The organism is Streptomyces sp. 1114.5 (assembly GCF_003635085.1).
Taxonomy (GTDB): Bacteria; Actinomycetota; Actinomycetes; order Streptomycetales; family Streptomycetaceae; genus Kitasatospora.
Window position 1 is genome coordinate 650,920 of the sequence record NZ_RBXE01000002.1, and the last position, 20,962, is coordinate 671,881.

At 72.8% G+C, this 20,962-nt stretch carries 18 protein-coding genes and 1 pseudogene; 9 read left to right on the top strand and 10 right to left on the bottom strand.

The window, feature by feature from the left end; all coding sequences use genetic code 11:
* Nucleotides 1-76: 76 nt before the first annotated feature.
* Complete coding sequence (locus BX285_RS26330) at nt 77-2,353, bottom strand: MMPL family transporter (RefSeq protein WP_097235640.1); 2,277 nt, start codon at nt 2,351-2,353, stop codon at nt 77-79.
* Between the two features lie 327 nt (nt 2,354-2,680).
* On the opposite strand from BX285_RS26330, the gene BX285_RS26335 reads away from it, so the two are divergent.
* Both BX285_RS26335 and BX285_RS26340 read left to right on the top strand, forming a co-directional pair.
* Entirely contained in the window at nt 2,681-3,916 is a 1,236-nt protein-coding gene (locus BX285_RS26335; RefSeq protein WP_097235639.1) for a sensor histidine kinase, read from the top strand.
* The gene (locus BX285_RS26340; RefSeq protein WP_121178404.1) at nt 3,913-4,614 is read left to right on the top strand and encodes a response regulator transcription factor; all 702 of its coding nucleotides are present in this window, start codon (nt 3,913-3,915) and stop codon (nt 4,612-4,614) included. The genes BX285_RS26335 and BX285_RS26340 overlap by 4 nt, the downstream gene beginning before the upstream one ends.
* A 122-nt stretch (nt 4,615-4,736) precedes the next feature.
* Here the strand turns inward: BX285_RS26340 and BX285_RS26345 are convergent, their stop codons facing one another.
* The gene (locus BX285_RS26345) at nt 4,737-5,915 is read right to left on the bottom strand and encodes a serine hydrolase (RefSeq protein ID WP_373560465.1); all 1,179 of its coding nucleotides are present in this window, start codon (nt 5,913-5,915) and stop codon (nt 4,737-4,739) included.
* 412 nt (nt 5,916-6,327) lie between these two features.
* On the opposite strand from BX285_RS26345, the gene BX285_RS26350 reads away from it, so the two are divergent.
* Together BX285_RS26350 and BX285_RS26355 are read left to right on the top strand one after the other, a co-directional pair.
* Complete coding sequence (locus BX285_RS26350) at nt 6,328-7,302, top strand: LLM class F420-dependent oxidoreductase (RefSeq protein ID WP_097235636.1); 975 nt, start codon at nt 6,328-6,330, stop codon at nt 7,300-7,302.
* Nucleotides 7,303-7,631: 329 nt separating this feature from the next.
* The gene (locus BX285_RS26355) at nt 7,632-8,171 is read left to right on the top strand and encodes a DUF6328 family protein (protein ID WP_121178405.1); all 540 of its coding nucleotides are present in this window, start codon (nt 7,632-7,634) and stop codon (nt 8,169-8,171) included.
* A 73-nt stretch (nt 8,172-8,244) separates the two neighbouring features.
* Here the strand turns inward: BX285_RS26355 and BX285_RS38680 are convergent.
* Nucleotides 8,245-8,370, bottom strand: a pseudogene (locus BX285_RS38680) (hemerythrin domain-containing protein); the annotation flags it as partial.
* 176 nt (nt 8,371-8,546) lie between these two features.
* Between BX285_RS38680 and BX285_RS26365 the strand changes: the two are divergent.
* Nucleotides 8,547-8,870, top strand: coding sequence for a plasmid stabilization protein (locus BX285_RS26365; protein ID WP_121178406.1), 324 nt, complete (start codon nt 8,547-8,549; stop codon nt 8,868-8,870).
* Between the two features lie 36 nt (nt 8,871-8,906).
* On the opposite strand, the gene BX285_RS26370 is transcribed toward BX285_RS26365, so the two are convergent.
* From BX285_RS26370 to BX285_RS26395, 7 genes are all read right to left on the bottom strand, one after another.
* Entirely contained in the window at nt 8,907-9,374 is a 468-nt protein-coding gene (locus BX285_RS26370) for a CinA family protein (RefSeq protein ID WP_121179025.1), read from the bottom strand.
* A 38-nt stretch (nt 9,375-9,412) separates the two neighbouring features.
* Nucleotides 9,413-9,547, bottom strand: a complete 135-nt coding sequence (locus BX285_RS38685) for a hypothetical protein (RefSeq protein WP_259470798.1) — start codon at nt 9,545-9,547, stop codon at nt 9,413-9,415.
* Nucleotides 9,548-9,861: 314 nt separating this feature from the next.
* Nucleotides 9,862-11,283 (bottom strand): MATE family efflux transporter, encoded by a 1,422-nt coding sequence (locus BX285_RS26375; RefSeq protein ID WP_121178407.1) that lies wholly within the window; start codon nt 11,281-11,283, stop codon nt 9,862-9,864.
* 8 nt (nt 11,284-11,291) lie between these two features.
* Nucleotides 11,292-12,323 (bottom strand): cysteine synthase family protein, encoded by a 1,032-nt coding sequence (locus BX285_RS26380; RefSeq protein WP_121178408.1) that lies wholly within the window; start codon nt 12,321-12,323, stop codon nt 11,292-11,294.
* 57 nt (nt 12,324-12,380) lie between these two features.
* Nucleotides 12,381-13,715 (bottom strand): Y4yA family PLP-dependent enzyme, encoded by a 1,335-nt coding sequence (locus tag BX285_RS26385; RefSeq protein ID WP_121178409.1) that lies wholly within the window; start codon nt 13,713-13,715, stop codon nt 12,381-12,383.
* Complete coding sequence (locus tag BX285_RS26390) at nt 13,706-14,695, bottom strand: ornithine cyclodeaminase family protein (protein ID WP_121178410.1); 990 nt, start codon at nt 14,693-14,695, stop codon at nt 13,706-13,708. The genes BX285_RS26385 and BX285_RS26390 overlap by 10 nt, the downstream gene beginning before the upstream one ends.
* A 45-nt stretch (nt 14,696-14,740) precedes the next feature.
* The gene (locus tag BX285_RS26395) at nt 14,741-15,730 is read right to left on the bottom strand and encodes a TauD/TfdA family dioxygenase (protein WP_121178411.1); all 990 of its coding nucleotides are present in this window, start codon (nt 15,728-15,730) and stop codon (nt 14,741-14,743) included.
* Nucleotides 15,731-16,108: 378 nt separating this feature from the next.
* Here BX285_RS26395 and BX285_RS26400 point away from each other — a divergent pair, with 378 nt between their 5' ends.
* The 4 genes from BX285_RS26400 to BX285_RS39310 are packed head-to-tail and all read left to right on the top strand — an operon-like array spanning nt 16,109 to nt 20,956.
* Nucleotides 16,109-17,668 carry an ABC transporter substrate-binding protein gene (locus BX285_RS26400; RefSeq protein WP_121178412.1) on the top strand — a complete coding sequence of 520 codons (1,560 nt, stop codon included), beginning with the start codon at nt 16,109-16,111 and terminating at the stop codon, nt 17,666-17,668.
* Nucleotides 17,665-18,663, top strand: a complete 999-nt coding sequence (locus BX285_RS26405; protein WP_398901198.1) for an ABC transporter permease — start codon at nt 17,665-17,667, stop codon at nt 18,661-18,663. Before BX285_RS26400 ends, BX285_RS26405 begins: the two co-directional genes overlap by 4 nt.
* Entirely contained in the window at nt 18,660-19,499 is an 840-nt protein-coding gene (locus BX285_RS26410) for an ABC transporter permease subunit (RefSeq protein ID WP_121178413.1), read from the top strand. The genes BX285_RS26405 and BX285_RS26410 overlap by 4 nt, the downstream gene beginning before the upstream one ends.
* Nucleotides 19,496-20,956: an ABC transporter ATP-binding protein gene (locus tag BX285_RS39310; RefSeq protein WP_121178414.1), complete on the top strand. Its 1,461-nt coding sequence runs from the start codon at nt 19,496-19,498 to the stop codon at nt 20,954-20,956. Before BX285_RS26410 ends, BX285_RS39310 begins: the two co-directional genes overlap by 4 nt.
* The last annotated feature ends 6 nt before the right edge of the window (nt 20,957-20,962 follow it).

Below are 20,962 nucleotides of genomic sequence, written 5' to 3' on the forward strand. Positions count from 1 at the left end.
CCACCACACGGACCAGCGGCTTCTCCGAGGCACTGCGGTGGCTGCGTCCGGTGTCGTCTTCCGAGCCGGCCGCGTTCTAGGAGTGATGGCTCCGTCGGGCCCGGGAGGGGGCGGCGCCGTGTTCCTCCTGCGGCGCGGGCCACTGGGGCCGGGGCGGCGACTGCCGTGCGTGCGGGGGGTCCGTGCGGTGCCGGTCGGTGGGTCGGGTGGTCGTGCGTCCGGGGCGCAGGGGCCACCACAGGCTGCGGCCGAGGATCGCGGCCAGGGCGGGCACCAGCACGATGGACAGCAGGAACGCGGAGAGCAGGATGCCGAGCGCGGTGGCGAAGCCGATCTGCTGGGTGGAGGGTTGCGGGGTCACCGCGAGGCTGGCGAAGGAGCCGGCCAGGACGAGGCCCGCCGTCGCGATGGCCGGCGCGGTGTGCCGCAGGGCGCGCGCGACTGCTGCCCGGGGCGGCCCGGGATGTTCCATCTCCTCCCGGATCCGGTCGCTGATCAGGATGTTGTAGTCGGTGCCGAGCGCGACCACGAACAGGAACAGGACCAGGGGCAGCGTGAAGTTGACGCCCGGCTTGTCCATGGCGTGCTGGAACAGCAGGGCGGCCGCGCCGAGGGTGGCCGCGAAGCCGAGGCCGACGGAGAGCATCAGGACCACTGGTGCCAGCAGGCTGCGCAGCAGCAGGAGGAGGATCACCCCGATCAGTGCCGCCGCGACCGGGAAGACCAGCCGAAGGTCGCGCCCGACGGCGGTGGAGACGTCGGCGAAGACGGCCGGGGTGCCGCCGACGTGCGCGGCCAGGTCGGCGGGGGTGCTCTGGGCGACGGCTTCGCGGATCGGGCCGGAGACCAGGTCGCGGGCCCGCTGGGACTGCGGGTCCTCGGTGAGGAACAGGTCGATCCGTGCGGCCTGCCGGTTCTCGCTCAGGACCGGCTTGGCCACCTGGCCGACGCCGGCGACCCGGGTGAGGCGCTGGGCCAGGCCGTCCAGTGCGCCGGCGGAGAGGGGGCCGGCGTTCTTGGTTTCGACGTAGACGCTGGTCGGGTCCGCCACGCCGGCGGGCAGGGCATGGGCGATTTCGAGGGCGGTGGTCTGGGACGCGGTGCGTGGGCCGCCGCCCACGCCGTAGTCCATCCTGATCCCGGCCAGCCCGCCGGCCAGGGCGCCCAGGAGGGCGAGCGAGGCGAGGACCACGGTCAGCGGGCGGCGGGCCAGCAGGCCGGCGAATCGGGCTGCGGTGCCGGCGCGGGGTTCGGCGTCGAGGGCACGTGAGGGCCAGAAGAGTTTGCGTCCGCAGGCCGCGAGCACGGCGGGCATCAGGGTGAGACTGGCCAGCAGCATGACCAGGACCGAGACCGCGACGGCCGGGCCGAGCACCCGGAACTGGCCGAAGCCGGCGATCCCGAGGGTGGCGAAGGCGGCGACGATGGTCAGTGCGGCCGAGGTGACCGCGGTGCCGACCTTCTGACTGACCTCGGCGGCGGTGGTGCGGTGGTGGCGATCGGGTCGGGCCCGCAACTGCTCGCGGAAGCGGAACATCAGGAACAGGAAGTAGTCGATGCCGATGCCCAGGAGTACCACGCCGATGAGGCTCGGTACGGAGGGGTCGAGCTTGATGCCGGTGAGCAGCGCGGTGCCCACGACCGCGCCGCCGGCCACGCCGCTGATGAGGGCCACCGAGACCAGCGGCAGCAGGGCGGCGAGGACGCTGCGGAACACCAGGACATGGAGCAGCACGATCAGGGCGACGGCGCAGGCGGAGGCGATGGTTGCGAGGGTCTTCCCGTCGTCGGCGGAGTCGACCTGGTCGGCGAGTGCGCCGGTGAAGCCGGTTCGCAGGCCCTGGGCGGCGAACTCCGCCCGGGCGTTGTCCCGGAACGCCCGGAAGGTGTTCTCCAGGCCCGGGTCGGCGGGGTTTCCGGTGAGGTTGGCGGAGAGCAGCTCGAAGGTCCCGTCAGGTGCCGCCATGGCCGGGCTGACCTGGGGGATCTGCGAGTAGTCCCGCTGAAGGAGCGCCTCGTCCTTGGGCTTGGGCATGGCGACCCTGAGGCTGCTCAGCCGCTTCGCCCCGGCGTCGATCTGCTCCCGGTCGGTGGGAGTCAGTGCCCGGCCGTCGGTCCGTGCGACCAGGACGGTCACCGGGTTGGCATCGGGCTTCGCCCCGAACCGGTCGTGGGCGATCGCCATGGCGGCGGCCGAGTCGTAGCTCTTGGGTAGGAAGTCGGCCGTCTGCGTCTGGGTCACCCGGTAGATCAAGGTCTGGCTCAGGATGGTCAGGAGCATTCCCAGGACCGCCCACGCGGCGATCACCTTCCACGGATTCCTGGTGGAGAATCCGGTCAGGGCACGGATCACGCTGTCCTCCGGTTGTGGTGCTGTAACCGGGAGTTCCGGCACGTCTCCAGGCCATCACGGGGTACCGGGCCTTCTCGTCCGAGCGGGGGAGGAGAACGCCGTCGGGACCAGGGCCCGGCACACGGTCCTGACCAGGACCAGGGGCCTGGTCAGGGATCGGTCCGGGGTGCCTGCCCGGGGCCGGGAGCCGCTGCGAGGATGGACCGCGGAGGCTCCCCCGGGCGGGGGCCGCAGGCCGTTGCCGGAACGGCACCCGACTCCGAGATGCGGCCGCGGTGAACCGGCGAAGGCCAGTGCCGACCGGCCACGGAAAGGACCAGCACCAGCATGTCGACGCCCCACCGGCCCGTGCCGCCGCCGAGAGCCGACGGCCTGCCCTGGACGGCCAGTGACGCGCTGGTGGCCGTCGGGGCGGCCGTCCTGGACCTCCTCGGCTATTCGATCGGCAGTCCGGACGGAAGCCAGCCGATCGCCCTGACCGCGCTGGTCATGCTCGTACTGGCGGCCATGCCGCTGCTCGCCAGGCGCCGCTACCCGCTGGCGTCACTGGCCGGTGTGCTGGTCCTCGGCCTGGCACTGAACCTGCGCGTGCCGGTGCCGAACCACTTCAACGCCACCCTGTGCGTCGCGCTGTTCGCTGTGGCCCGCTCCAGCGGCATCGCGGTGGCGGCGCCGGCCGCCCTGGTGGCGGCCGGCGTGCCACTGCTGGGCCGGGGGCATCCGCTGCCCCCTCCGGCGGCGGACGTGGCGGCCAACGTGCTCGCTGCGGCGCTGGTCATCGTCGCGGCCGAGGTTCTGAGGCGTTGGCAGCACGAGATGGAGGTCAGGCGCAGTCTGCTGGCCGACCGCGCGGTGGCGCAGGAACGGCGCCGCATCGCACGGGAGTTGCATGACATCGTGGCCCACCACATCACCACCATGCAGCTGATGGCCGGTGGTGCCCGAGCGAACCTCGGGGGTGACACCGAGGTGGTGCGCGACGCCCTGGTCACGCTGGAGGGCTCCGGGCGGATGGCGCTGCGCGAGATGCGCCAGCTGCTCGACGTACTCCGGGCCGGCGACGTGCCGGAGGAGGCGGCAGGGGCCGGGGCGCCGTCCGCGCCGCAGCCCGGCGTCGGGGACCTCGCAGGGCTCGTCGAGGAGTCCCGCAGGGCCGGTCTGCCCACGGAGTTCGCCGTCCTGGGGCAGGAGCGTCCACTGCCGCCGAGCACCAGCCTGGCGGTGTTCCGGATCGTCCAGGAGTCCCTCACCAACACCCGCAAGCACGCCGGCGGTCGGGCCCGGGCGCGGGTTCACCTGACCTACCACCCGGACCGGGTCACCGTCGAGGTGTCCGACAACGGCTCCGCCGCGCCGACCGATGCCCGGGTGGGCACCCTGACGGGGACGGGCGGTGCGGCCGGACCGCGGGCGGGCCGCACCGGGTACGGTCTGATCGGCATGCGCGAACGCGTCGCGCTGCAGGGCGGCAGCATGGTGGCCGGCGGCGTCGACGGTGGTGGCTTCCGGGTGGTGGCCGGCCTGCCGACGGCGCCGCCCGACGGAGAGGACCGGCTCGGATGACGGGAACCCCGGAGCGGATCAGGGTGCTGATCGCGGACGACCAGCCGCTGGTGCGGCGGGGCCTGGCCCTGATCCTGGCACCGGACCCGGCGTTCGAGGTGGTGGCGGAGGCGGACGACGGGCAGCAAGCGGTCGACCTCGCGCACCGGCACCGGCCGCACGTCGTGGTGATGGACATCCGGATGCCGGTCCTCGATGGCGTCCAGGCGACCGAGCGGATCACGCGGGAGCTGCCCGCATGCCGGGTCCTGGCGCTGAGCACCTTCGACATGGACGAGTACGTGGTGGCCGCCCTGCGCGCCGGCGCCTCCGGGTTCCTCCCCAAGGACGTCTCCCCGGAGGAGCTCTCGGCGGCCGTGCGCACCGTACACACCGGGGAGGCGGCGGTGGCGCCGCGCCTGCTCACCCGGCTGATCTCCACCTACGTCACCACGCCCCGCCGGCCGCAGTCGCCGCCGTCGGTGCCGGTGTCCGATCCGGGTGAACTGACGCCCCGCGAGATCGAGGTGTGGCACCTGCTGGCCACCGGCCTCGACAACGCCGAGATCGCGTCGGCGATGGGCATCAGCGTCTCCACGGTCAAGAACTACATCACCAGCATCTTCGCCAAGCTGAGCGTCCGCGACCGGGCTCAGGCGGTGATCGCGGCGTACGAGTCGGGCCTGGTGGAGGCCCGGTCCACGAACCCGGCGGGCTGAAGCGGGATCGAAGTGGGCTGGGGGTGGGGGGAGTTGAGCCGGGCCTGGCCAGCGACCCCCACCGGGCTCGTGTCCTGGTGGGGTCGATGGTCGAGCCCGGTCGGTTGTCCGCCGTGGGCGGGTCAGCGGCAGAGGGCCGCGTCCAGGGCGTCCGCCATGTGCTGCGCGGCGGCCTCGTCCGGGATGGTGGTGACTGTGATGGTGGCGGCGCGGCCGTCCTCGGTGACCCCGCCGCGGGAGCGGTAGCCCGGGGTGGTCCCGCCGTGGCCCCAGAGGAGGCCGCCACAGGAGAGCGGCTTGCTCTGCAGACCCAGCCCGTAGCGGACCCCCGGGCCCAGGAGCTCGGCGGGGACGGTGGTGCGCATCTCGGCGAGCTGCGCCGCGGGCAGGAGCCGGCCGCCGACGAGCGCGGTGAAGAACGAGTTGAGGTCGGTGTTGGTGGAGACGACCGCCCCCGACGCCCAGGCCATCGAGGAGTCCATCTCGGTGTAGTCGATCGGGGGTGCGTCCGGCGCGCTGCGGTAATAGCCGTGCGGGTGGGCCTCGTGGATGGTCGTGTCCCCCGGGGTGGGGAAGTAGGTGTGGCGCAGGCCGATCCGGTCGATGACGCGCTTGGTGATCTCCTCGCTGACGGGCCGCCCGGTGACCTTCTGGATGAGGAGTCCGGCGACGATGTAGTTGGTGTTGCTGTACGCCCAGCTGGTGCCCGGGGGGAAGACGGCCTTCTGGGCGAGGGCGCCGTCGAGGAGGTCGCGGGGCTCGAAGTAGCGGTGCTGGATCGTGGTGAAGTCCGAGAGCGCGGGGGCGCTCATGTAGTCGGGCAGGCCGCTGGTGTGCTGGAGCAGCTGACGGACGGTGATGTGGCGTCCGTCGATGCCGTCGCCGCGCAGCAGGCCGGGGAGGTAGGTGTCGACGGGCGCGTCAAGGCCGATCTTTCCTTCGGCGACGAGCTGGAGGACGACGACGGCGGTGAAGGTCTTGGTGTTGCTGCCGATCCGGATCTGCCCGTCGACGGGGACCTTGGCCCCGGTGGCGAGGTCGCCGACGCCGGCGGTGTAGGTGCGGGTGCGGCCGTCGCGGCCCTTGACGGAGGCCAGCGCGGCGGGCAGGTCGTCGTCCTTCACCAGCGCGTTCAGGCTCGACTGGACGCTGTCCGGCCTGCCGCCCGCGAACGCCGCAGTCGGTGCCAGCGCCCCGGCCGTCATGACCCCGGCGGCCACGGCGGTCACGACCGCCACCGCCCGGTGTCGGCTGCCCCGGCGGGAGAGCGGGAAGCGGCTGTGAGGTGCATGCTCGAACACGAAAGGACCCCTCCGATGAATGGCGCCGGTGATCCCGGCCTTGATCAAGAGGACCATTCGGAGGCAGGGGAGTTCGTCCGCACCCAGGACGAAACCGCGCCCGGGAGTGGACTCCGGGAGTCGCCCCCGGCCAGGACCGTACTCCTGGCCGCCGGTGCTGATCGGCCCGCTTGGGGAGGCGCGGGATTCGGGGACTCACCGGGGACCAGGCGTCGTTCATCGCCGCCCCTGAGATGCGGACACTCGCCGCGGTCGCCGGGTCGCGGTTCCGGGCGGGGGTGTGGCCCGCGCCGGGGACGGCGACCGGACCGACGCGGCCGGGCCGGGCAGTCACGGGCGGGGGGGGAATGCGATCGCGGGAAATCAGGACCTGCCGGTGTGCAGGGTGCCGTGATCGGGGCAGACGCGCGCCATGGTGAAAATCGGATACACGATGATGACCGAGCAACGGGGCCCGCGCGATCTGGTCGCGGACGTCGTACGTGCCGAAGGCGCCGGTTTCGACTTCTCGGTGATCTCCGACCACTCCTTCCCCTGGCTGGACGAACAGGGCCACGCCCCGTACGCGTGGGCGGTGCTCGGCGCCGCCGCGCAGGCCACCTCCCGCATCCCACTCATGACCTACGTCACCTGCCCCACCTTCCGCTACCACCCCGTCGTGGTGGCGCAGAAGGCCGCCACGCTCCAGCTCCTGTCCGAGGGCCGTTTCCGGCTCGGCGTGGGCAGCGGCGAGAACCTCAACGAGCACGTGGTCGGCCAGGGCTGGCCGGCGGTGGCGGTGCGCCAGGAGATGCTCGACGAGGCCGTGCAGATCATCCGGGCGCTGTTCGCCGGCGAGTACGTCACATGGCACGGCCACCACTTCGACGTCGAGGGCGCCCGGCTGTGGGACCTTCCCGACCGGCCGCCACCGATCGGAATCGCCGTCTCGGGGCCGCGCTCCTGCGAACTGGCGGGTCGCTCGGCCGACCTGGTGATCGCCGTGGAGCCCGACCCGGCGCTGGTCGCCGGCTTCGCGGAGCACGGCGGGGCCGGGAAACCGGCTGTGGGCCAGCTGCCGGTGTGCTGGGACCCGGACCGGGACACCGCCGTACGGCGGGCCCACGAGCAGTTCCGCTGGTTCGGCGGCGGCTGGAAGGTCAACGCCGAACTTCCCGGGACCGCGGGCTTCGCCGCCGCGAGCCGCTTCGTCCGCCCGGACGACGTCGCCGAGGCCATCCCCTGTGGCGACCGGGTCGAGGACTTCGTCGAAGCGGTACGGCCGTTCTCCGACGCAGGATTCGGCGAGGTCGCTCTCGTCCAGGTCGGCGGCGACAGCCAGCCCGCGTTCCTCGACTGGGCCGGCAGCACCCTGCTGCCGGCGCTGCGTGCGGCATTCCGGGCCTGAGGGGGCCTGACGGGGCCTGACGGGGCCTGACGGCACCGCCACGGCCCGGCCTGTCACGGCCGCGCGGGGGAGCCGGTCGCTGGGCCACCACCCGGAAGCGAGGCGCTTTCACCCGACTGTCAGGCATCCCGCAAGCGGGGCGGCTGCCCGGGTTCCCGCCCGGGGCGGGTGACGGCAACTCGTCGTAGGTTGCGGACATGACCAGTGACGAGACGACGATCCCCGCCGTCACCGCCTTCATCGCCCTGCCCTACGGCGAGGAACTCCTGCGCTGCGCCCGCGCCCGGACCGGCCACCCCCAGAACCGCATGTAACCGGGAGGGGATCCGTTGACGACGAACAATGGCGCACCGGGCCGGGACGAGACACCCCAGGAACGGGCCGACCGCCTGTGGTCCGACATGCTCCAGGAAGTGCGCGTGTGCCAGACCGGTGCACAGATCCTCTTCGGCTTCCTCATCGGCGTCGTCTTCACCCCCCGCTTCGCAGCCCTGCCCGACTTCGACAAGAACCTCTACACCGCCACCGTGATCCTGGGCGCCGTTGCCACCGGCGCCCTCATCGCACCCGTGGCCTTCCACCGCCTCCTCGCCGGCCACGACATGAAGCCCGAACTCATCCACGTCGCCGGCCGCCTCATCGCCACCGGACTCGTCACCCTCGCCCTGACCATCGCCGCCGCCCTGCTGCTCCTGCTGCGCACGGCGACCGGCAACCCGGCCGCCGCATGGATCATCAGCGCCACCGTCCTGCTGTGGTTCACCACGACCTGGCTCGTCCTGCCCCACGTCGTACTACGTCGAACGGCGGCACGCCAGGCGACCAAGGGTGACAGCGGCGAGGAGGGCGGTAACGGCCGGTCCTCATGATGCATGCCCCCGGGCCGACAGGCCCACGCTGACGGGGGCGGCGGTCATTGTGGTCACCGCCGTAAGGCCCGCTCCGAGCTGCCGTGGGGTCGCGGGCCCGGTCGACCAGGCCGACGCCGGGGGCGAGCAGCTTGCCGGCCGTCGGGGAGTCGGGCGCGGCGGGGTGCGGGCGGGTCGGCGCGGGGCGGCGGAGCCTGCGGCGCGCATGGGATGACGAAACACGGGCAAACGCCTCGGCGTAGCGCCCCACCCGGTCCCTGCCGGGCACCTCCCGGGGCGCCGGACGGTGTCGGAAATCTGCGAACGGGCCGCGTCCTGGGGTCGAGGCAGACTACGCGGCCCACAGCAGAGGCGGCACACCACAGAGGAGGAAACATGCCTGCGGGTTCGAGCAAGAAGCGTGAACGGCAGTACGAACACATCAAGGACAGCGCGCTGGAGCGCGGAGAGAGCCAGAAGCGGGCGAAGGAGATCGCTGCCCGGACCGTGAACAAGGAACGGGCCCGGCACGGTGAGTCGAAGACCGCCAGCCGCTCGTCCATTCACGACATGTCCTCCGCCCGGCGCGGCGGGCAGCGCTCGCACTCCGGCTCCCAGGGGCCGACGAAGGAGCAGCTGTACAACGAGGCCAAGCAGCGGAACATCCACGGCCGCTCGAAGATGAACAAGAAGGAACTCGCCAACGCCCTCGGCCACTGACCGAGTGCGGCGACGGCGTCCGGTGTGCGCCGGCCGTCAGGGCGAGGGACGCAGACGGGCCTGCAGAAGGCCCAGTGCCTCGGCGACGCACTCCTGCTGAATGGCGAACCGGTCACCGTGCAGGTTCGGCGAGATGACGCGCGTGCCGTCAGCGTCGGCAAGCGCGATGAACACGGTGCCGACCGGCCTGCCGTCCTGCGACTGCGGGCCGGCCACTCCGGTGGTCGAAAGGGCGTACGTGCTGCCCATCAGTCGCCGCACACCGTCCGCCATCTGCCGGGCCACCTCGGCATCGACCGCACCGCGCCGCTCCAGCAAGGCACGCTCGACACCCAGAACACCGTGTTTGACCTCGTCGGTGTAGGCCGTGACAGAGCCGACGAACACCTCGCTCGCCCCGGGCGGCTCGGTGAGCACGAGCGCCAGGAGGCCACCCGTCAGGGACTCCGCCACGGCCACGGTGCTCCCGGCCGCTCGAAGCGCCGCGGTCAGCTCGCGCGCCATCCGGTCCTGGCCCGCCTCGCCCACGGGCGCGGAGCTGTTCACCGGGAGGTGCCCGAGCCGGCGCCAGGCCGGTCCGTACCGGGCCGGTGGGCACGGACGGCGGCGCTGACCGCCCCGGTCGGGTGGTCGTTCAGGTAGACGGGCAACGGCTCGGCCAACGGCTGGGGGGACATCGCCATTCCTCCGGATCAAGGGTGGTAGCGCAGGACCGGCCGTGCGTGGGGCGCAGCGGCTCCGAGCCTGTCCCGACCCGAAACAGTCCGGCCGTTTCATCGTGCCGCGATCCGCACTCAAGCGCGCACGGAACGGAGCAGGAGGGGCTTTCGGAAAGCTGCAGCACGGCATTCCCGGAGATCACCGGAACCGTTGAGGGCGGCGTGGGACACACCGGAGAGCAGGGCGCGGACTGCGTCCTCGACCATCTCCGGGCCGTGGGGGCCGGTCCGGTCGCGCTGGACCGGCCCCCGGGTGTGGAGCGAGGCGCGGTTCAGCCGGTGACGGCCGGCTCGGGAACCGTGGCTGCCCTGGCGGTGAGGGCGAGGCCGTAGCGGCGCAGCAGGAGGACGGCGGTGGTGGCGAGTCCGATGAGCAGGCCGAGCCACAGGCCGCGGGTTTCGCCGCCGAGGGGGTAGGCGAGGAGCCAGGCGGCGGGCAGGCCGACGAGCCAGTAGCCGATGAGGGTGATGCGGAAGCCGCTCTTGGTGTCGTCGAGGCCGCGGAGCAGGCCGACGCCGATGTTCTGGGCGCAGTCGAAGAACTGGAGCACGGCGACGACGGCGAGGAGGCCGGTGGCGATGTGCAGGCCCTGCTGGTCGGTGGCTGTGTCGGGGGCGAAGTAGGGCCGCAGGACGAGGTCGGGGACGGCGAGGTAGGCGATGCCGACGAGGGTGGTGACGACGGCACCGCAGGCGAGGGCGGTGTTCTTGATCCGGCGGGCGGCGGTGTACTCGCCGAGGGCGAGTTCGCGGCTGACGTTGATGGAGGCGGCGTGGGAGAGGCCGACGGCGACCTGGAAGACGATGTAGATCAGCTGGTTGACGGCGGTGTGGGCGGCGAGGGCGGCGGCGCCGAAGCTGCCGGCGAGCAGGGCGGTGACGGAGAAGAAGCCGGCCTCGGAACCGTAGGTGGCGGCGATCGGGGTGCCGAGGCCGAGCAGGCGGCGCACGGTGGGGGCGTCGGCGCGCCAGAAGTCCAGGCTGAGCAGGGGTGCCAGCTGGGGGTCGCGGCGGGCGGAGGCGTAGAGGGCGAGGAAGGAGAGCAGGTAGACGCTGCTGGTGGCCACCCCGATGCCGGTGAGGCCGAGCTTGGGCAGGCCCCAGGTGCCGTGGATGAAGACCCAGTTGAGTGCGGCGTTGATCGCGACGGAGGCGATGGTGATCCGCAGCAGGGCCTGCGGTCGGCGCATGCCGACGGTGAACTGGCGGATCGCCTGGAACCAGAGGCAGGGCAGCAGTCCCGGCGCCAGGGCGGCGAGCATGCCCTGGGCGCGGTGGGCGACGTCCGCGTCCTGGCCGAGGAAGGTGGCGGCCTGCCCGATGAGGACCATGAGGACGGCTCCCACGAGGCCGGCGAGGGTGGCGACGGCCATGGCCGCCCTCACCAGGGCGCGTACTTCCTCGCTGTCGCCGGTCTCGGTGTCCTTGTCGGGGTGCTCGGCCTGTTCGGCTCGGGCGGCGGCGGCCGCGACCTGGTTGCCGACGGAGGTGACGAGGCCGACGCCCATGGTGCGCAGCTGGTTGAAGACGACCAGGGCGAGGCCGCCGGCGGCGAGGGCCTCGGTGCCGAGGGCGCCCATCATGACGGTGTCGGTGGTGGTGAGGGCGACCTGGGCGAGCTGGGTCAGGGCGAGCGGGACGGCGAGGACGGCGAGGGCGCGGCCGTCGCGGGCGAGGGTGGTCAACTGCTGCATGGTGAGGCTCAGTTCCTGCGGAGTTTGGTCAGCGTCTCGTCGATCCCGGCTTCGACCGCCGGGTCGAGGAGGTCGCGGGCGGTCATCCAGTCGTCGTTGAAGACGGTGTCCATGTACTTCTCGCCCCCGTCATTGATGAAGGCGACCACAACGGTGTCGGGAGCGAGCCGGGGCAGCCGGTCCAGTGCCTCGTACACGACGCCGCCCGCGGAGCCGCCGATCAGCAGACCGGTGCGGCGGGCGACGGCGCGGGCGGTGGCGAAGGCCTCGACGTCGCCGACCTTCACCCCCTCGTCGATGAGGTCGTAGTCGACGAGCAGGCCGATGGTGGCGCCTTCGGGGGTGCCGGTGCCGGACTGGTAGTAGTCGTGGGCGGGCGGGCCGAAGGCGATGGAGCCCTTGGGCTCGACGCCGACGACGGTCACGTCCGGGACGCTCTTCTTCAACTCCCTGGCGGTGCCGCACAGTCCGCCGCCGGTGCCGACGGCGCCGATCAGCACGTCGACCCGGTTGTCGAGGGCCTGGGCGATCTCGCGGCCGACGGCGTAGTAGCCGACGGCGTTGCTGGGGTTGTTGTGCTGCTCGGTGAAGAAGGTGTTGTCCTTGCCGCGGGCCATGTCCTCGGCGAGTTCCTCGCGGGCGGCGGTGTGGAGTTCCTCGCCGTCGGTGTCGGCGTCGACGTAGACGAGTTCGGTGCCCATGGCCCTCATGCCGCGCAGTTTGTCGGCGGCGGCGTGGTTGTCGACGACGGCGGTGAAGCGGTAGCCGCGCTCGGCGGCGACGACGGCCAGGCCGAGGCCGGTGTTGCCGGAGGTGGACTCGATGATGTGGCCGCCCTCGCGCAGTTCGCCGCGTTCCTCGGCGTCGAGGACCATCTGGCGGGCCATGCGGATCTTCGCGCTGCCGGTGGGGTTGAACATCTCCAGTTTCAGCAGCAGGCGGGCGCCGTTGTCGGCTCGGGCGAGTTCGAACAGCGGGGTGTAGCCGATGAGGTCGGAGATCCGGCTGACCACCGGGGGGCGGGTCAGGGCGTCGGTCATGGCGTGTGGCTCCGTGGGGGTGGGGCAGTGCGGACGGGGCGGTCGGTCAGGGCAGGGTCAGCGGTCGAGGCGCCAGCGGGGTCGGCTGCTCTCGTGGGGGTGGTCGATGACGATCTTCGGCGGCAACGGCAGCTCGTGGAAGGGGGATTCGTTGGAATCCATCTGGTAGCCCGCGGTGTTGGGGTAGACGAGGAGGTCACCGACCGCCGGCCGGGCCGGGAAGGGGACCTTGCGCCAGGTCAGCAGGTCGGAGTCCAGGCAGCTCGCGCCGCCGACGCAGGCCTCGTACGGGCCGTCCTCGCGGTCGCCCCGGGTCAGCAGGACGGGTTCGGGCAGGTACTCGCTGTTGAACCACTGCTCGGACAGGCTGAGGCTGGTGCCGTCGACGGTGACGATGCCGTACCCGGTGCGGTCCTTGACGCCCTGGATGCGGAAGACCGAGGATCCCGCCCGGTCCAGCAGTGCGCGGCCGGGCTCCAGCAGCAGCATCACCCCGGCCTGGCGCAGGCGCTCTGCCAGGCTCGCCCCCGATCCGCCCGGACGGGCGGCGAGGATCGCGCGCAGCGCGTCGGCGCCTGCGACGGGGGAGTGGTAGGGGTAGAAGTCGCTTGCGGCGAAGGACTTGTGGCCGTGGTAGTGCGCTGCGTCGTTCTCGGCGAGGAAGGTGTCCCAGGCGTCGGCCGGGACGTAGTCGACGGGGAAGCCGCCGCCGATGCTGATCCGGTCCGCCTGCAGGCCCAGCGTCCGGGCCTTGAGGCAGAGTTCGACGAGGTCGCCGGCGAGGTCGGCGCGTTCCTGGATCTCGTAGCCGGAGAGGTGGAAGCTGAACCCCTCCATCCGGACGGCGTCGCCGGCTTCGGCGCACCGCCCCAGCGCCTCGTGCAGCTGGGCGTCGTCGAGTCCGAAGCGGCTGCGGCGCTGGGAGGGCGGGTGGCGGCGCAGCAGTACTCGGGCGGGACGGTGGTCCGCGCGGGCGAGGAGGCGCTCCAGTTCGTCGAGGGCGTCGACGGCGATCAGCGCGCCCTGCCGCACGGCCACGTCCAGCAGCTGCCCGGACTTGGCGGGGCCGGTGACGACGAGGTCCTCGCCGCGCACGCCGTGTCCCAGGGCCTCGCGCAGCTCGCCGAGCGAGGCGACGTCGACTCCGGCGCCCGCGGCGGCGCAGCGGTCGATGAGGACCGAGGCCTTGTTGGCCTTCTTGGCGTAGTAGACGCGGCCTTCGACGGCGGCCTCGGCGAGGGCGGCGCGGAAGTCGGCCAGGTTGGCGTCGAAGCGTTCGGGCAGCAGGTAGTGGAAGGGGCCGCCGAGGCCGTGGGCGAGTTCGTGGAGCAGGCCGCTGGTGTGCAGGCGCTCGGCGAGCGGGTCGGGGTGGGCGGGCAGGGTCAGCGCCACAGGGCCACCTCGGTGCCGAGGTTCTGGTCGGTGGCGAGCTGGGCGAAGCGGTGGCCCAGTGCGATGTCGGTGACGACGAGTCCGCTGTTGTAGGCGAAGATCCGCTGCTCGGGGGCGGTGCGGGCCTTGGAGACGCCGGAGATGACGACGGGCAGCTCCAGGTCGACGGCCGGGAGGTTGCCGTCCGCGTCGGCCATGTCGGTGCCGGTGACCCGCATCTGGGCCTCGCTGGTGGCGATCACCCGGTCCGCGCGGTGGAGGGTGGAGGGGGCGAGGCCGTGGCCGACGAGTATCGACACCGCGCCGGGCTTCAGCCAGTCGGCCTCGACGGCGGCCGGGGTGTGGGCGCCGGCGGTGGCGACGATGACGTCGGCGTCGCGGGCGGCGGCCCTGAGGTCGGTGACCAGCTCGATCTCGCGGTCGGGGAAGTGGCGGGCGAGTTCGGCGCGGACGGCGGCGATGCCGTCGGGGTGGGTGCCGGACAGCAGCAGGCGTTCCAGCTTCGGCAGGGTGGTGAGCAGGAACGGCAGGGCGAGGCGGCCCTGGGTGCCGGTGCCGATGACCAGCGCGGTCGAGGCGTCGGGGGTGGCGCACTCGCGGGCCAGCAGCGCGGAGACGGCCGGGGTGCGCAGGGAGCCGATGCGGGAGCAGTCCATCATCGCCACGGGCAGGCCGGTGACGTCGTCGTAGATGGTCAGCGTCGTGTAGTAGTGCTGGTTCTCGCGGCTCTCGTGCAGGCCGTGCTTGTACGAGGTCTTGATCGCGACGACGTTGCGCACGCCGTCGCGCCCGAGCATGGCGTAGGAGACGGAGTGGCCGTCGGCGGGCTTGACGGTGAGCTTGCGGGGGTTGTCGGACTGGCCGGCGGCCAGGGTGCGGTAGGCCTGTTCGACGGTGTCGACGACGTCGGCGAGGGTGATGTCCAGGCCGGCGAGGTCGCTGGTGGACAGTACGCGCAGGGTGGTGTCGTCCCGGTCCATGAGGGGGCCCTTTCGAGGTGGTGAGGCGGCGTCGGTGGCGGTGGTTCAGGCGGCCCAGGCGGTGAGGGCGGCCTGGCCGTAGCCGTGTTCGTCGTGCTCGGCGAGCGGGCGGGTGGGGCGGTCCTCGACGCGCACCGAGGCGCGCTTGAGCCAGCGGTCGGTGCCGTCGTAGCGGGCCTGGAAGGGGACGCGTCCGTGGACGACGATGTCGTTGTCGACGACGAGGACGTCACCCGGCTCCAGGCTCACCGCGACCGAGACGCGGGCCAGCTCCTCGCCGAGGCGCCCGTAGGCCTCGCGCCACGCCTGGTCGGTTCCCTCCAGCGGGGTGTAGGCCGGGTCGTAGCGCATGGTCAGGCCCTCGGGCGAGTCGAAGAGGGTGGGGACCGGCGCGGGCCGGCCGCCGAACTTCCGGGCCTGCTCGTAGGCGTCGTCGGGCAGGACCGGTGCGACGGGCCGCTTCAGCTGCTCCAGGTCGGCCTGCGCGAGCTCGGTCAGGCGCACGCTGGCGGCGGTGGTGGCGATGTTGTCGTGGTTGCGCATGCAGCACAGCAGCAGCAGGTGCGCGCGGCCCGGGTGGAAGGCGTCCTCGGTGTGCGGGGTGAGCAGAACCGAGCTGGACGCGCCGGTCTGCTCGCTCTCGTGGCCGGGGGAGGGAACGATGTTGTGCACGAACCGGCCGTCCTGCTGGCCGTCCCAGGCGATCGGGGTGCCCATCAGCGTGGAAACCAGCAGGAGTGCGACGTCCCACACCGCACCGGCGTCGGCGACGGTCGACCAGTGACCGGGAGTGGGGCCGAGCTCGGCGTCGTCGATGTCCAGGCCGCGGAGCACGAACAGGCCGTCGGCGGTGTCGACGGGGCGCAGCTGACGGCGCAGCGGCTCGCTGAACCGGGCACACACGACGGGCAGGTCGGCCAGCAGGGCGGGGCTGGTCGCGGAACCGTGGAAGGCCAGCAGCTCGGCGGCGGTGGTGGTGAGTTCTTCCGCGGCGGCGGTGTCGAGGCGGCGTACCGGGGCAGGGCAGGTGGGCACGGTGGGGCCTTCCGGGGACAGGAGGGGAGAAGAGGGGCCGCGGGCACGTGGCATCACCGCGCCGGTGCGGGACGGCGGCGGGAGCTTCGCGTGGGGCGTGGTCCGGGGCGGCTCGAACGGCCGGACGACAGGAAAGGTAACAACGACTCCGAACTAAGGCAAGCCTTACCTGACTGGATGTCTCCGTTTGCGTAGCCGGTTCCCGGTGGCGGCGCATGCGCCGCGCGGGGCCAACCTGCCTGTCCAGGAGGCGCTTTGTGGAATGAGGGGCGCATGGCCGGGAGGGTGGTGCGCCCCGTCCGGCGGCTTGCGCCCTGACTGAAACTTAGGATAGGTAAACCTAAGCACATCGAGTATGACCCGAAACGAGGATCGAACGTGGGCGTCACCAGACGACAGCTGCTGTGGGCCGGTGCCGGCATCGGGGCGGTCGGCGCACTCGCTGCCTGCGGCAGCGGCACGGGAGGATCCAAGGACACCGCCCCCTCCGGCGGGGACTCCCAACAGCCCCGCGCCGGAGGCACGTTGAAGGTCGGCGCGCTCGGCAAGGCCTCCGCCGTCACCCGTGACCCGCACGGCACCCAGGCCAACGAGAGCGACTACCTCATCATCAGCCTGCTCTACGACACGCTCGCGATACCCGGGGCCACGGCCAACACCGCACCCCGCCTCGCCGCCTCCTGGAAGCCCTCGGACGACCTCAAGACCTGGCGCTTCACCCTCGCCGACGGCGCCACCTTCCACGACGGCACCCTCGTCACCGCCGACGACGTCGTCTGGTCGCTCAAGCGCCTGCGCAACACCCCGGCCGGCAAGAGCCGCCTGCCCGGCATCCAGCCCGAGGGCATCACGGCCGAGGACGCCAGGACCGTCGTCCTGGTCTCCGACTACGCCAACGCAGACCTGCCGCTGCTCACCCGCCTGACCACCTTCGTCCTCAAGAAGGACACCAAGGACGACGCGATCGCCGGCGCCCCCGGCACCGGCCCCTTCAAGCTCGACTGGTACCGCGACGGCAACGCCCGCCTGGTGCGCAACGACAACTGGTACGGCGGCAAGGTCCTCCTCGACGCCGTCGAGGTCCGGCTGTTCGAGAGCCCCCAGGCCATGGCCAACGCCCTGCTCGCCGGGCAGATCGACCTCGCCTCCAACGTCGGCGCCGTCGCCGCCCGCACCGCCGAGGCCCGCAAGGACGTCCGGATCGTGCGCCGCCCCAACGACATGGCGATGCCCATCGTCATGCGCACCGCCGACGGCCCGTTCGCCGACGCGCGGGTGCGCGAGGCCCTCAAGCTCGCCGTCGACCGCGACGCCATGGTCAAGCAGGTCCTCTCCGGCTACGGCAGCATCGCCAACGACATCCTCGGCACCGGCGACCCGGCCTTCGCCAAGGACATCCCCCAGCGCACCCGCGACCTCGCCAAGGCCAAGCAGCTGCTCGCCGACGCCGGCTTCGACACCTCCAAGACCTACGACCTGATCACCACCGAGGACATCGCAGGCCTCGCGGAGTCCGCGACCCTGTTCGCCACCCAGGCCCGCGAGGCCGGGGTGAAGATCAACGTGGTGAAGCAGGACTCCAAGGTGTTCTGGGACGCCACCTGGCTCAAGGGCACCCTCTACACCACCTACTGGGGCACCAACGACTCGGTGGTCTTCTTCGCCTCCAAGACGATGCTCTCCGACGCCGGGCAGAACGAGTCCGGCTGGAACGAGCCCACCTTCGACGAGACCTACCGCAAGGCCATGGGCGCCGCCGACGCCACCGAGCGCGGCAAGCTGCTCCACCAGCTCCAGGAGACCGAGTTCGCCAAGTCCGGCTACCTGCTGTGGGGCATGGCCGACGGCATCGACCTCGCCGGCGCTGCCGTGCGCGACCTGCCCAAGCTCCCCGGCTACGGCCGCGTCCAGCTCGAAAAGACCTGGCTGGCGCGTTGACCACCCGTCACCCCGCGGGTGCGCCGACGTTCCGAAGCCTTCCGGCCCGCATCCTCCCCGGTGCGGGCCGGGTCGCCCGGCAGGCCGCACGGCGCCTGGTGCTGCTCGTCGTCCTGCTCGCCGCCGTCTTCGCCGCCGTCGAACTGCTGCCGGGCGACGCCGCCGGTGCGACCTCCGACCGGGGCGTCACCGCAGCCGACCTCGCCGCCCGCCGCACCGCCATGGGCCTGGACCGCCCGCTCGCCGAACGCTTCCGGGACTGGATGACCGGCCTGCCCACCGGCGACCTCGGCACCACCGCCCGCGGCCGACACGTCACCGACGTCCTGGCCGGCCCCTTCCCCAACACCCTCCTGCTCGGCGGCCTCGCCCTCGCCGTCAGCACCGCCGGCGCCCTCGCCCTCGGCGGCTGGGCCACCCTGCGCCCGGGCGGACGCACCGACCGCGCCGTCGACGCCCTGTCCACCGCCGCGTACGCCCTGCCGGAGTTCGTCGTCTCCGTGGCCCTGCTCCTGCTGCTGTCCCAGTGGACCGGCTGGCTGCCCGCCGTCACCCTCACCGGCCCGGACGGCAGACCCGAGTCCTGGACGATGATCGTCCTGCCGCTGCTCTCCCTGACCGTCCCCCAGATCGGCTGGAACACCCGCATCGTGCGCGGCGCCCTCGCCGACCAGGCCGCCCTGCCCCACGTCCAGGCCGCCATCCTCGACGGCCTACCCCGCCGACGCATCCTCAGCCACCACATGCTCCCCGGCGCCCTGCCCGCCATCGCCGTCGGCATCGCCACCTCCGCCGGCATGCTGCTGGGCGGAACCGTCGTCGTCGAGACCCTCTTCAACTACCCCGGCATCGGCGCCGTCCTCGCCGGAGCCATCACCGACCGCGACACCCCCCTCGTCGCCGGAGTCGTGGCAGTGGCCGGCGCCTCCATCAGCCTGCTCCTGCTCCTCGCCGACACCGTCCGCACCACCGCCCTCGGAGACGAGCGCCGATGACCGCCCCGACCACGAACGTGCCCACCACCCGCCGAACCCGGCGTGTGCTCCTGCGTGCCGTTCCGGCCCTCCTGCTCGTCCTCCTCGCCCTCACCGGGCCGCTCCTGGCCCCGCACCCGATCGACGCGCCGGTCACCTTCCCCTACGCCGAAGCCGGCGCCGGCGCACCGCTGGGCGGAGACCAGCTCGGCCGCGACGTCCTCAGCCGCCTCCTGAGCGGCGGCGCACCCCTGATCGCCACCGCCCTGGCCATCGCCCTCGTCGTCACCGCGGCCGCCACCGCCATCGGCATCATCGCCGCACTGCGCCCGGTGCTCGGCCGGTGGATCGAACGCGCCGCCGACCTGACGATCCTGCTGCCCTCCGTCCTCGCCATCATGCTCATCGCCCTGGCCTGGCCCGCCGGAGGACGCCTGGCCGTCGCAGCCGCCGCCACCCTCCTCGGCATCCCGTACGCGGTCCGGATCGTCGCCGCCGCGGCCGCCCCCATCGCCACCACCGGCTACGTCGAAGCCGCAGCGGCAGGCGGCGAGAAACTGTGGCACCTGACCGTGCGCGAGGTCCTTCCCAACCTGCGCTCCACCGTCCTCGCCCTGTTCGGCCTGCGCTTCGTCGAAGGCATCTACATCGTCTCCGTCGCCGCATTCCTCCAGCTCGGACCCCAACCCCCCGAAGCCGACTGGGCACTGATGATCCGCGAGAACGCCGCCGGCATCACCCTCAACCCCTGGGCCGTCGGCGCCCCCTGCCTGGCCATCGGCCTGCTCGCCATCAGCGTCAACCTCGCCGCCGAAGCCCTCGCCCCCGCCCGGCCCACCCCGGAGACCCCGCTGTGAGCACCCCCGCCGCCGCCGCCGCCCACGCCACCGCACTGTCCATCACCCTGCACGGCGCGCAGCTGCTCACCGACGCCACCCTCACCCTCACCCCGGGCCGCATCACCGCCATCACCGGACCCTCCGGCGCCGGCAAGACCACCCTCCTGCGCGCCCTCACCGGCGCCCTCCCACCCGGCGCGCACGTCACCGCCGGACACCTCACCGTCCTCGGCCACGACATCCTCACCCTCCCGCCCGAGGAACTGCGCCGCCTGCGCCGCCACCAGCTCGCCTACGTCGGCCAGGACCCCGGCTCCGGACTCAACCCCCGCATGCGCGTCGACCGCCTCGTCACCGAGACCGCCGCCGACCGCCGCAGCACCTCCGTCCCGGAGCTGCTGCGCACCGTCCACCTCCCGCTCGGCGAAGGCCTCGAACGCCGCCGCCCGGCAGCCCTGTCCGGCGGACAGCAACGGCGCGTCGCCCTCGCCCGCGCCCTCGCCCGCCGCCCGGCGATCCTCCTGCTCGACGAACCCACCGCCGGCCTCGACCCCGCTCTGCGCGACGACATCGCGGAGCTCCTGCGCGACGTCGCTGCCTCCGACGACATCGCCATCGCCCTCACCAGCCACGACCCCGACTTCGTCGCCCGCTGCGCCGACCACGTCCTCGCGCTGTGGCCGGCCCGCCCCACCACCGCCCCGGCCGTCTCTCCGGCCCCGGCCGAGCGCCGTCACACCCCGGCCCCCGGGACCGAGCCCATCGTCGAGGTGACGGCACTGCACGCCACCGTCGGCACGGGCCGCGAGCGCCACCACGTCCTGACCGCCTTCGACCTCAACCTGCCGCCCGGCACCCTCACCGGCATCACCGGCCCGTCCGGCTGCGGCAAGACCACCCTGCTACGCACCCTTGCCGGCCTTCACCGGCCCGACGCCGGCAGCATCACCCTCGCCGGCGAAGCCCTGGCGCCCTCCTACCGGCGCCGTACCCGCGACCAGCGCCGCCGCATCCAACTCGTCCCCCAGAACCCGCTCGGCGCCCTCAACCCCGCCCACACCGTCGGGGCCACCCTCACCCGCCCGCTGAAGCTCCATTTCGCCCTGGCCGCCGACCGCTGCGCCGAGCGCGTCGCCGACCTGCTGACCTCCGTGGGCCTCACCCCCGACCACGCCGCCCGCCACCCCCACGAACTCTCCGGCGGACAGCGCCAGCGCGTCTCCATCGCCCGAGCCCTGGCCGCCGAACCCGACGTCCTGCTCTGCGACGAGATCACCTCCGCCCTCGACGCCGACACCGCCGACGGCATCATGGAACTCCTGCGCGACCTACGGGACACCCGAGGCCTGGCCGTCGTCCTCGTCAGTCACGACCTGCCCCTGGTGTCCGCCCACGCCGACACCGTCCTGCCACTCGGGCGTCCCACCGACAAGGACCCCAACCTCCTTGCGGTCCGGATCACTTCGGGCCGGTAGGTACGG

Coding starts and splice junctions, on each gene's coding strand:
- BX285_RS38685 (WP_259470798.1), bottom strand. CDS start 9,547: ATGTCCCCCCAGCCGTTGGCCGAGCCGTTGCCCGTCTACCTGAACGAC.
- BX285_RS26390 (WP_121178410.1), bottom strand. CDS start 14,695: ATGGACCGGGACGACACCACCCTGCGCGTACTGTCCACCAGCGACCTC.
- BX285_RS26335 (WP_097235639.1), top strand. CDS start 2,681: ATGTCGACGCCCCACCGGCCCGTGCCGCCGCCGAGAGCCGACGGCCTG.
- BX285_RS26365 (WP_121178406.1), top strand. CDS start 8,547: ATGCCTGCGGGTTCGAGCAAGAAGCGTGAACGGCAGTACGAACACATC.
- BX285_RS26370 (WP_121179025.1), bottom strand. CDS start 9,374: ATGGCGCGCGAGCTGACCGCGGCGCTTCGAGCGGCCGGGAGCACCGTG.
- BX285_RS26340 (WP_121178404.1), top strand. CDS start 3,913: ATGACGGGAACCCCGGAGCGGATCAGGGTGCTGATCGCGGACGACCAG.
- BX285_RS26375 (WP_121178407.1), bottom strand. CDS start 11,283: ATGCAGCAGTTGACCACCCTCGCCCGCGACGGCCGCGCCCTCGCCGTC.
- BX285_RS26380 (WP_121178408.1), bottom strand. CDS start 12,323: ATGACCGACGCCCTGACCCGCCCCCCGGTGGTCAGCCGGATCTCCGAC.
- BX285_RS26350 (WP_097235636.1), top strand. CDS start 6,328: ATGGTGAAAATCGGATACACGATGATGACCGAGCAACGGGGCCCGCGC.
- BX285_RS26410 (WP_121178413.1), top strand. CDS start 18,660: ATGACCGCCCCGACCACGAACGTGCCCACCACCCGCCGAACCCGGCGT.